Below are 11,182 nucleotides of genomic sequence, written 5' to 3' on the forward strand. Positions count from 1 at the left end.
CCGGTCTTTCTCCCGCTTTTCACCTGCACGGCCGGCCCGCCTCGCCGAATCGCCCTCAACGAAAGCTCTGCCGCATGCCCACCATCACTTCCTCCCCCACCGAGTCCAGGAAACGGTCCCAGACCCTTCGCCCCTCGGATTCCGTTGCCGGTCTCCTCGCAAAGATCATCCTGCTGGGACTCGTTGACGCTTTTGCCGTCTATGTGCTGATCGTCCTGTTCATGCAGGAAAAGTGGGCGGTACTGGTGCTGGCCGCCGTAGTCACGCTGGTCATCAACTGGATCTACCTCCGCAGGGGTGGGCTGCCCGCCAAGTACCTGGCCCCCGGGATTTTCTTCCTTCTGATCTTCCAGGTCTTCGTCATGCTCTTCAGCGGTTACGTTGCGTTCACCAATTACGGTGATGGGCATAACAGCACCAAGGAAGACGCCATCTCGTCCATCCAGCTCGCGGCGCAGCAGCGGGTGCCGGACTCCCCCGCCTATCGGGTCACCATCGTTGAGCAGGGCGGCGAGTTCCACTTCCTCACTACCGATCCCGACGGCGACATCAGCATCGGCAGCACGGAAGAACCCCTCGAAGGGGTTTCCGACGCCGTCACCGACGGCACCGGCAAGGCGACCGAGCTCGAGGACTACCGCACCCTGCAGTTCGACGAGGTCCTTGCGAACCAGGCGGAGATCCTTGCGCTGACCGTTCCGTTCTCTGAAGATCCCGACGACGGAACCCTGAGGACCAGCGACGGCTCCACTGCATACGTTTTCAGCCCCACCCTGGTTTACGACGAAGCCGCCGACACGTTCACGGATGCCGAAACCGGCACGGTCTACTCGGACTCCGGTGAAGGAACCTTCGTCTCCGCAGACGGCCAGCAGCTGAACACCGGCTGGAAGATCGACGTCGGCTTCGCGAACTTCACCAAGGCATTCTCCAATGAGGACATTCGCGGGCCCCTCCTGCAGGTGACCCTCTGGACGTTCACCTTCGCGCTGATCTCGGTGCTGTCCACGTTTGCGCTGGGTCTGTTCCTCGCCAATGCCTTCAACCACCCCAACCTTCGCGGCAAGAAGATCTACCGCATCCTGATGATCCTGCCCTATGCCTTCCCCGCATTCCTTGCCGGCCTCGTCTGGTCCGGTCTGCTCAACCCGGAGTTCGGCTACGTCAACAACACGTTCTTCGGCGGCGCGAACATTCCATGGCTCACAGATCCGTTACTCGCGAAATTCAGTGTGCTGCTGGTCAACCTGTGGCTCGGATTTCCCTACATGTTCCTGGTGTGCACCGGCGCGCTGCAGTCGCTGCCCGAAGACGTCAACGAGGCCGCGCGGCTTGACGGCGCCAGCCCGTGGAAGCTGTTCACCTCCATCAAGCTGCCGCTCCTGCTGGTCTCGGTTGCTCCGTTGCTTATTGCGAGCTTTGCGTTCAACTTCAACAACTTCAACGTGATTTACATGCTCACCGACGGCGGTCCGCGGTTTTCGGACACCACGGTCAATGTGGGCGCAACGGACATCCTCATCACCATGGTGTACGAGGTTGCGTTCGGCAGCGGCGTAGGGCGTGACTACGGCCTCGCAAGCGCGCTGTCCATCATCATCTTCTTCATCGTTGCCGTGATCTCCGTGATCAGCTTCCGGCAGACAAAGTCTCTCGAGGAGATCAACTAATGGCCACCGAAACCCCCACACCGCTCCTCGCTACACCCAGTCAGGGCGCGACGGCGCCGCCACCGGAACGCCGCAAGCAATCCTTCGGTGCGTGGTTCCGTGACAAGGGCTGGCGCCACGTGGTCGCGGTCCTTACCACGGCGTTCGCGATCTTCCCCCTGCTGTACGTTTTGTCCGCTGCGCTGAACTCGACGGGCACCATGGCCGGTTCCAACGTGCTCTTCAGCCGGATTGACTTCGGCAACTTCGAGGAACTGTTCAGCAATCCCAACCGCCCCTTCGGCAAGTGGTTCATGAACACGCTGGTGATCGGCGTCGTCACCTCGGCGGCAACGGTCTTCCTCGGCGCGCTGGCTGCCTACGCGTTCAGCCGGATGCGGTTCAAAGGCCGCCGGGTCAGCCTGCTGTCCCTGCTGGTACTGCAGATGTTTCCGCAGCTGCTTGCCGTCGTCGCAATTTTCCTGCTGCTGAATTTCATCACCGATGTGGTGCCGTGGCTGGGACTCGGCAGCCAACTGGGGCTGATCATGGTGTACCTCGGTGGTGCGCTCGGTGTGAATACCTACCTGATGTACGGGTTCTTCAACACGATCCCGGCGTCCCTGGACGAGGCCGCGCGCATCGATGGCGCCAGCCATGTGCAGGTGTTTTTCACTATCATCCTGCCGCTGGTCACACCGATCCTGGCCGTCGTCGGGCTGTTGGCTTTCATCGGTCTCAGCAGCGAATTTGTGATTGCCAGCGTGGTGCTCAATGACCCGGACAGCCAGACCCTGGCGGTGGGCCTCTACTCTTACGTGGGCCAGCAACGGTCCGAGAACTGGGGTGTATTTGCCGCGGGTGCAGTGCTGGCTGCGCTGCCGGTCATGGCGCTGTTCCTTTACCTGCAGAAATACATCGTGAACGGGCTCGCGGCCGGATCGGTCAAGGGCTAGGGGTTGAGCTTCCAGGTTCCGCATCACGACGGATCGGCGCTGTATGTTCCTTTGGCGCCGTCCCTTGGTGCTGCGGTGCCGGTCCGCCTTCGGGTGCCGCACGCGTTCGGTTCGGTCGAGCGGGTGTTCGTCCGGTCGCTTCGCGATGCGGAGCCGCACTATGACGAGGCTGTCCTTCTCGGTACCGAAGGCGCGTGGGACTGGTGGGAGGCCTCAGTTCTGCTGGTGAATCCTGTGACGCGGTACCGGTTCCTGTTCGAGGTTGCGGGTGTTGGGGGTTCTTCCTGGCACTGGCTGAACGCCGAGGGGTTCTTCCACCGGGACACACCCGACGTCCACGACTTCCAGCTGGTGTCCCACGAGCCGGCACCTACGTGGGCTCGCAGCGGCGTGATCTACCAGATCTTCCCGGACCGGTTTGGGCGCTCCTCCTCCGCCGCCGCGCGCGAGGTCCCGGACTGGGCGGTTCCCTGCGAATGGGGTACGCCGGTTCAGCCAACCGGCCCCGATACGCCGTACCAGTTCTATGGAGGCGACCTCGACGGGATCACCGAGCGGCTTGATCATATTCAGTCGCTCGGTGCCACGGTGGTGTACCTGACGCCCTTCTTTCCAGCCCGGTCCAACCACCGGTACGACGCCTCGACCTTCACCAGGGTCGACCCGCTGCTAGGCGGCGACAAGGCGCTAATCCGGCTCGTGGAGGCAGCGCATGCACGTGGGCTGAAGGTGATCGGTGACCTCACCACCAATCACACGGGAGATGCGCACGAGTGGTTCCGGACGGCGTCGTCGGATCCTGCCTCCGAGGAGGCCGGCTTCTACTACTTTTCCGAGGATGGCTCCGAGTATGCGTCGTGGTTCGGCGTGCCGAGCCTGCCGAAGCTGAACTGGCTCTCCCCGGCGCTCAGGGAGCGGTTTGTGAGCGGGCCGGCATCCGTCGTCGCGCGGTTCCTGCACGCTCCGTTCAATCTGGACGGTTGGCGGATCGATGTGGCGAATATGACCGGCCGCCACGGGGACGTGGACCTGAACCGTTCGGTGGCTTCTGCTGTGCGATCGACCATGCGATCCGTCAATCCGGACACCCTGCTCCTTGCTGAGTCCACCAATGATGCAGCCCAGGATTTCGACGGCGATACGTGGCACGGTGCCATGACCTACTCGAACTTCACCCGGCCGCTGTGGCAATGGCTGGCCGGTTCCACGGCTGACCAGGTGAACTTCTTCGGCACGCCGTTGCCAGGGCCGAATCGCATTCCGGCTGAACAGTTTGTGGAGTTGCATTCGGTGTTTGCGGCGGCGTTTCCGTGGCAGGTCCGGACGCAGAACATGATCGCACTGAACACGCATGACACTGCCCGCGCTTCGACCGTCATGGTTCCTGGTGGGCAGCTGATCGGACTGGGCATCCTGTTCTCGATGCCCGGGATACCCACGCTGTTTGCCGGTGACGAGTTTGGTCTTGAAGGCGTCAACGGTGAGGATTCACGGACGCCGATGCCGTGGGATGCCCTGTCGGCGGAACACCAGGACCTGTACGACGCCGTTGCTCACCTAGGCCGCTTGCGTCGTGAGGTGCCGGCGCTGGTTGAGGGCGGGTTGCGGTGGGTGTATGCGCGGGGCGATTTGTTGGTGTACGTCCGTGAGCACGCCGCAGCGTCGGTGTTGGTGGTGGCTTCGCGGTCTGGTTTCGACGGGGTTAAGGTCCCCTTGGACCTGCTCGGAGTTCCTCTGGACGGTCAGGCCACGGACCTGTGGAGTACAGGCAGTGTCTCGGCGGAGTGGACCGCTGATTCGGTGGCTTTCCGCGGCGACGGGCTCGGAGTGGGGCTGTGGCAGCTGCCGGGGGTTGCGATTCCTTCTGCCTGACACCCCTGACCACCTACCCCGCGCACAAAAACTGATCCTGGAGGAACTCGGAGCTGAGCCGCGCCTGACCCACTGACGTCCGGTTCATGGCGCGAGTATGCTGACGGGCATGGGAATGGTCCCGATGAAGTTCTGGCGTGCCACCTCGGTAGCCCCGCCGAAGGCGTCCCGTTGAGGGCCTCCGTGCCGGGCGGTGTTCTGGCCCTACTGCTGCTGATGACCGGCTGCACCGGCAACGGCGAAGTGACCGGTCAGACGCAACAGGCGCCTTCCCAGTCCGCGCGTGCGTCGAGCACGCCGAGCGCTTCCATTTCACCGAGCCCGTCGAGTTCACCGAGCCCGTCGCCGCGAGCCGTGGAGTCTGCTCCGGAAGTCTCGCCGAGCAGCCCCTCGCCTACGTCAAAGTCGCTCACCCCCGAAGAACTGATCCCGCTGAATCAGAACCTGATCAACGCTGCTTGGGACAACAACGTCGCCGAAGCTAGCCGGCTCATCGAGGCCGGTGCTGATGTCAACTACGAGGACGAGACCCAACAGAGCGCTTTCCTCATCGCAGCGAGTGAGGGCTACCTCGAGCTGCTGGAGCTGACCTTGAGCAACGGTGCGGACGTCCACGCTCTCGACAGTTTCAACGGCACCGCTCTGATCCGCGCCGCGGAGCGTGGCCATGCGGACGTGGTGCGAAGGCTGCTGGAGACCGACGTGGACGTTAACCATGTCAACAACCTGGGCTGGACCGCACTCAACGAGGCGATCATCTTCGGTGATGGCTCGCCCCGATACGTGGAGACCGTGCAGCTTCTCATCGAAGGCGGTGCGGATGTGAGGCTCCCCTCCCAGGGCGATGGCCTGACACCTTTGCAGCAAGCCACTTCCCTGGGCTTCCAAGAGATCGCTGCCATTCTGCGCACAGCGACGGAACAGTAGACCGCGGATCACGGCCTCCTGTCATATTGACGTCAACCTACTCCCGGGTAAACGCTAAGACATCGTTGTTCCTGGGTCTCCTTACCTTGTTGGCGGTCGTCCATGACGTGGGATACATCCTCCACCGTTTCGTCCCTGTTCACTCGTTTCGCCGGACCCGCCGCCATGACCGGCGGACTCCTCGGCAGCCTCGCCATATTTCTCCACTCCCTTCAACCGAGCGGCTGCGTGGGAAGTGAATGCGGCGCTCAGTCGATGCGGACCGCGTCCGGCCTCGCCACCGGCATTGGCTCCGTTGCCGCTCTCCTCGTATTGATCGGCATCGTCGGGTTGACCCTTATGGCACGCCATTCCGGCCGGTCCCCAAAGCTGATGCATACCGGACTGCTATGTGCCGCCGTCGGCTTTCTGGTGCTGCTTGCAGCGGTCTTCATCCAGGCCGCTTTCTTCGGTGGTGACTTTTCCGGGATGCCCTACTTCGTCGTCGTCGGCATGGTGGCACTCATCATCGGGTTTGTCCTGATCGGCATCTTCATCCTCCGATCAGGGTTGTTGCCGCGGCGGGTTGGGGGTCCTCCTTGTAATGAGCAGCGCCCTGCTGCTGGCTGCGAACGAACAAACCTCGGCTGTCCTGCTCGCTATTCCATTCCAACTCGCGATCGCCTCGGCAGGCTATTTCATGTGGACGGCTGAGAGGCAGGCACGCGACTCTTCGGTTCCCGGATTTCTTCCTGCGAAAGCGGACTGAGCAACGGCATTTCCCTGTATTCAGGCGCTGATCCGAAATTGTCGAAGCCGGATGATTAGCTGTTTTGTATGGGAATCGAGGCCGGGGAGACGCGGGAGGAAGCTGCTGCGCTGACTCGTGAGGAAGCATATGAGCAGGCTCTGGATGCTGCTTACGCTGAGGCGGACCTGCCCTGGTGGGACATGCCTCTTGGGCAGTTTCTCGCCCTGGATTGGGACGATGAATTCGACGACGCCGAATCCGAAGCGCGTTCCCGGGCTGCCGTGGATTCAGCATCGGCGTACCAGTTGGTGGCCCGGTTGCAGAACATTAGGTCCTCGGCGTCCCGGCGGTCGCGGATCCTCGCTGAGAGTCTCGACCTAGTGCGGGCAGCACAACGGTTGGCGTCATGGGCGGCCGCCAGGCAAGCCGTTCTCATCGCCGATGTCTTCGACCATATTCGCGGAATGGACGGCACCGCTTTGGGGAATCCCGGGGAGGGTGCGGCCTCTCCGGATCTGAGCTTCACGTTGGCGGCTGAGGAAATCGCCCCGTTGCTTCGGGTGCCGGGCAGGGCAGCACAACGGATGCTCGGTGAAGCGCTGCGTTTGAGGGAGGACCTGCCGGGAACGTGGGAAGCGCTTGACGACGGCAAGATCAGTCAGGCACAGGCGCAGGTCATCGTGCAGGAATCGGAATGCATTCCTGCAGAGGCTGTAGCAGGTTTTGAAGAGACGGTCCTGGAAACGGCCGGTGCGCTGACGCGCCCCAAACTGGTCCGTAGGTGTCGACGGCTACACGAGAAATTGCACCCGGAGTCGATCATCGAGCGGAAGGCCCGGGAGATGAAAGACCGCCGCGTTGCAGTGGAGCCTGAGTAGGACGGTATGGCCTGGCTCAGCGCTTACCTACCCGCGGAGCAGGCACACGGGATCTTCAACCGGGTGGACGCTGCGGCCCGGTCTTTGCAGGGCCCGGAGGAGGCTCGGACCCTGTCGCAGTTGCGCGCGGATGTGTTCGCTGATGTCCTGACCCATACCTGCACCGGGGACCCGAAGAAAGGCACAGGCTTCCGCGGGATAGGAGCCACCGTGTTTGTCACCGTCCCCGTGATGACACTGCTCGGACACAACCGCACCGACTGGCAAAACTCTCCCGCCGCAGACGGCGCCCCTGCGTCCCGCGAAGGCACGGCGGTCGACCTATGCTCTGAAAGCGTCACTGGTGCCGCCCCGAACCTGGAGGGCTGCGAAAACGGCTTCCTCGACGGGTACGGCCCAATTGACCCCGAAACAGCCCGGAACCTCGCCGCACACGCACCGAGTTTCACCCGGATCCTGGTCCACCCCGAATCCGGCGCGGTGCTCAGCGTCGGTAGGGACAGATACCGGCCCCCCAAACACCTACAGGACTGGGTGCGGATCAAGAACCCGACCTGTATTCATCCGGGATGTAACCGGTCGTCGTGGTCCTGCGAAATCGACCACATCATTCCCTGGGTTCACGGCGGGGAAACGTCGCTGACTAATCTCGGGCCTCGCTGCAAACGGCACCACATGATGAAGACCGAGGGACACTGGTCAATTGGGCAGGACGACGCCGGCGCACCCAATGTCACGTCGCTCGGCGGAGAGACCTACGTGGAACCGCCCGAACCACCGCCGCCGTTCTAGCAAGCGTCTGCGCGCTAGGTGATTTTCGGTGCCTCTGCGCGCTAGATGATTTTCGGTGCCTCGACGTCGTCAACACGGGATTCTTCTTTCAGTTCCCGCACCTCCGACTTGAAGATCCGCAGGGATTGGCCAACACTGCGAGCCAGCCCGGGCAACTTGGGCGCACCGAACAGCACGATGGCAATGACGATAATGATCAGAATGTGCCAGCCTTCAGGCCTCATGGGAACTCCTTGTTGTTTGATTGGGTTGAGACGCCCGGGGTGGTGGCCACTTCAATGAGCCACCACCCCGGGCGTCACCTCTATTCCTTGCCGGACATCGCTACTTCTTGCCGGAAACCACTACTCGATCCCAGCCGAGGTACTCCCCGGTCGAATCGGTCAGAGCAATCGGGTGAGCGCCCGGACGCGCAACATCCGACACAGTGAACGTCACCTTCCCTGCCTCATCAGCCAGGAACCAGCCCAACGGCCGTGGACCCTGATGAACGAAGTACCAGGCACCGGCTTCGGGAACAGTCAGGCTGATCTCTTCCCAATACGCCACCGGCCCGCGGGGAGCGTCAAAGTCCCGGAGCCAATCCTGCTGAAGAAGCGGTGCTTCCGGCGCAAACGTCGGCTCAGGTTCCGTGAGCTGCAGCGGATGGGCAGCGAGCGTCGCCGTCACCGTTGCGCTCAGCACACCGTTGGAAGCACCGACGACGGCGGCAGCCTCCTCCACTTGTCCCTCACCAACCTGCTGCTCAGTCAGGGCAAACGTGCGCGTAAACGTAGCACTCGCACCTTCCGCCAGCTCGGCAACCCCACCGTCCCAGCCGTCCAGAACAACGTCAGTCAAGCGCACGTTTCCGGTGTTCGTCACCGTCACGGTCTGGACCACACCATCGCCAACGCTGTCGATACGGTTTCCATCTGCATCAGAGGTCTCTGTCGACACCGCAGACACTGACAACTGCGGGTTGCGCTCCTTCAGGTCCTCCTCACCGCCATGAATGGTCAGCTCTTTGGACGCGAAGCCGGACGCACTCAAGGTCCAGGTGGTCAGCGGCACAAAGAAGCCGTCTGCCGCTTCCTGCTCACTGACAGTGTGCTTCGGTGTGGAGCAGGTGTAGTCATTCCCGGCAGGCAGCACCAGGAATCGGCAGTTACCCGGTCCCGGCGGCACAAACGGTGCGAAATTGCCCGACGCCGGCACCGTGGCTTCAGTGACCAGGCCAGTGTTTGTGACATGGAACGAGTACGGCACCTGCTCGCCGGCGGTGTATGGGTTCGCCGCCAGGTCGCGACTCGTGTCGGTTCGGGACCCAACGATGTCAGCCGCGAGCGCCTTCGCCTTGCCCGCTGAGTTGAGGAAGACCGCCTGCCCCGTGAAGCTCACCGACTTCGTCAACGCTGCGTTCGTTGTGGAGGTGGAGTCGAAAGTGGCCGAAGGAATGAAGTATCCGCGGTCAACGTCCTCCTGCGTCACCGTATGCTTCGCGGTGGTGCAGTTGTAAGCTCCACCGGCAGGTAGGTTCCGATAGCGGCAATTGGGTGTGCCGCTCGGCAGGAATCCGACGTCGAAAGTTCCGGCAGTGGGGACCGCGTTGGTGGTCACCGTTGCCGTACTCGTCACGCGGAAGGTGTAGGCCACCTGGTCCCCCACCACATACGGAGTGGTGTCTAGGTTCCGGCTGGTATCTGCGGGTGATCCCGTGATGGTCAGACCGACCGCGTCTGCTGCGGCTTTGAATGACCGGCGGGATTCTCCCCCCTGGGCTGATGTGAAGACAGCGTCCAGCGTCGATGCTGCGGAAGGACTGCTGCCCGCCGTCAGCGGCACGGAGACTGTGACCGATGCCCCGGGCGCAATGGACGGCACATTCACCACCGGAGCGGTCCAGCCCTCAGGCGTGCTGATCGTGACCTCACCGGACACGGCAGTCTGCTCCTGGTTGGTGATCGTCACCGGAACGTCGGTCGACTGACCGGCAGCGAGCTTCACGTCGGGCACGGACAGCGGAGCACACACGTAGTTCAGCCACGCGTCGTCGAACTTCGAGAAGGTGATGCCGTTGGTGTAGCTGGACTCATACAGCAGACCGATCTGGCCGTCCTCCAAACGCTCAAGCGTGGAATACGCCGAGAAGCCGGAACGGACGCTACGGACAGACGGCCAGGTTTCGCCGTCGTCACAGGACACCCGAACAGAAACGTTGCTTCGGGAGCTCTGGCTGTTGGAGTTGGAGAAGATCAGCTTCTTTGCCTCGTGTGAACCCTGAGGTGCATCCGGGAAGAGCCGGGTGATCGAGGCGTTGTTGGTCGGATCCGGCAGCTCGAGATCCTGCGTGACCGGACCATAACTGTGTCCGCCGTCAGAGGAGATAGCCACCTTCCGGTACCCACCGTTGCCGCTGTCACGCGAGTTCATCATCACGCGGCCGTCGGACAGTTCGACGGTCTTGTTCTCATCCATTCGGGTGCCCACGTTCTCGCCCTTGTGCCAGGTGAGGCCGGAATCGTCCGAGTACACGCTGTACGCCTGGATGGTCCGGGTCCCGTCAGCCTGCAAAACATCTCCGGCATACTGCTGGATCAACCGGCCCGCATACTCCCCGTACTGGAGCTGAATGCCCTGCCCGGACGTGGCGAAGTTGCCGCGCACATCGCCGGGCGCCGGATTGGCAGGGTCGCTGCCCGGCTTGGTGATCCCAGTGATGAGGCGCGGTTCAGACCAGGTGATGCCGCCGTCGTCGGACTCGATCACTGCTGAGCTGATGACGCTTCTGTTGGCATCATCGTTACCGAAGGTGCTGCCCTGAAAGCCCTGGTCTTTGGAATAGACAAAGAAGTTGAACACCTTTCCGGTCTCTTCGTCGACCACGTAGCTGGGGTCGCTGTAACCGAATTTGGGCGCCTGCTCACCTGTAGCAGTGACTGATCCTGCTGCGATGACCTCGACTGGTCCCCAGGTGGCGCCATTGTCCGTGCTTCGGCGCTGCACGATCGAGTTGGGATTCGGGGCGTCGGCAGCGTTGAACGGGCGTCCGTCCCACGAGGCGAGAACCACCCCGTTTCCCAGGTACGCGAGGGCCGGGATGCGGTAAGAGGCAAAGGGGCTGATGAGTTCAGCGCCGAGGTTCACCTCGCTGAATGAACCCGGAGCGTCGCCGGGAGCTTTCGCGGGAACCGGCGCCGCAACCGCTGGTGCGCCGGTGGAAACCAGCGCGGCGGCAACCAGGATACTCAGGGCCGTGCGCCTACCGGGGAATCGGCAGAATGTGTTCTTCAAGAGGGCTTCCTAACTTCATTGTCAGTGGTTGGCTGGACATACGATGTCCTATCTCTTCGGAGTGAAGCGTGTTCCCCTCTCTTCGTGCGGCAGTAGGTCGGTGGC

Annotated in this window: 8 protein-coding genes and 1 pseudogene; 7 read left to right on the forward strand and 2 right to left on the reverse strand. The window is 62.5% G+C overall.

Annotated features, from left to right (window positions below; all coding sequences use genetic code 11):
• Positions 1-74: 74 nt before the first annotated feature.
• The 7 genes and pseudogenes from JOD47_RS04835 to JOD47_RS17740 all read left to right on the forward strand — a co-directional run bounded on the left by JOD47_RS04835 (position 75) and on the right by JOD47_RS17740 (position 7,804).
• Entirely contained in the window at positions 75-1,670 is a 1,596-nt protein-coding gene (locus JOD47_RS04835) for an ABC transporter permease subunit (protein WP_204532496.1), read from the forward strand.
• Positions 1,670-2,605 carry a sugar ABC transporter permease gene (locus tag JOD47_RS04840; RefSeq protein ID WP_204532498.1) on the forward strand — a complete coding sequence of 312 codons (936 nt, stop codon included), beginning with the start codon at positions 1,670-1,672 and terminating at the stop codon, positions 2,603-2,605. The genes JOD47_RS04835 and JOD47_RS04840 overlap by 1 nt, the downstream gene beginning before the upstream one ends.
• Positions 2,606-2,608: 3 nt before the next feature.
• Entirely contained in the window at positions 2,609-4,477 is a 1,869-nt protein-coding gene (locus tag JOD47_RS04845) for a glycoside hydrolase family 13 protein (RefSeq protein ID WP_204532500.1), read from the forward strand.
• Between the two features lie 171 nt (positions 4,478-4,648).
• Complete coding sequence (locus JOD47_RS04850; RefSeq protein ID WP_239548011.1) at positions 4,649-5,404, forward strand: ankyrin repeat domain-containing protein; 756 nt, start codon at positions 4,649-4,651, stop codon at positions 5,402-5,404.
• A gap of 102 nt (positions 5,405-5,506) precedes the next feature.
• Positions 5,507-6,097, forward strand: coding sequence for a hypothetical protein (locus JOD47_RS04855; protein ID WP_204532503.1), 591 nt, complete (start codon positions 5,507-5,509; stop codon positions 6,095-6,097).
• 237 nt (positions 6,098-6,334) lie between these two features.
• Positions 6,335-7,546 (forward strand): annotated as a pseudogene (locus JOD47_RS04865) (DUF222 domain-containing protein); the annotation flags it as partial.
• A complete protein-coding gene (locus tag JOD47_RS17740; protein WP_307836385.1) occupies positions 7,547-7,804 on the forward strand; it encodes an HNH endonuclease signature motif containing protein in 258 nt (85 codons plus the stop codon).
• A gap of 41 nt (positions 7,805-7,845) precedes the next feature.
• Here JOD47_RS17740 and tatA read toward each other — a convergent pair whose 3' ends face one another.
• Both tatA and JOD47_RS04875 read right to left on the reverse strand, forming a co-directional pair.
• Positions 7,846-8,028, reverse strand: a complete 183-nt coding sequence (gene tatA, locus JOD47_RS04870) for a Sec-independent protein translocase subunit TatA (RefSeq protein ID WP_204532507.1) — start codon at positions 8,026-8,028, stop codon at positions 7,846-7,848.
• 100 nt (positions 8,029-8,128) lie between these two features.
• Entirely contained in the window at positions 8,129-11,077 is a 2,949-nt protein-coding gene (locus JOD47_RS04875) for an exo-alpha-sialidase (protein WP_204532508.1), read from the reverse strand.
• Positions 11,078-11,182: the final 105 nt, after the last annotated feature.

Source organism: Arthrobacter tumbae, from assembly GCF_016907495.1.
In the GTDB taxonomy this organism is placed as follows: domain Bacteria; phylum Actinomycetota; class Actinomycetes; order Actinomycetales; family Micrococcaceae; genus Arthrobacter_D; species Arthrobacter_D tumbae.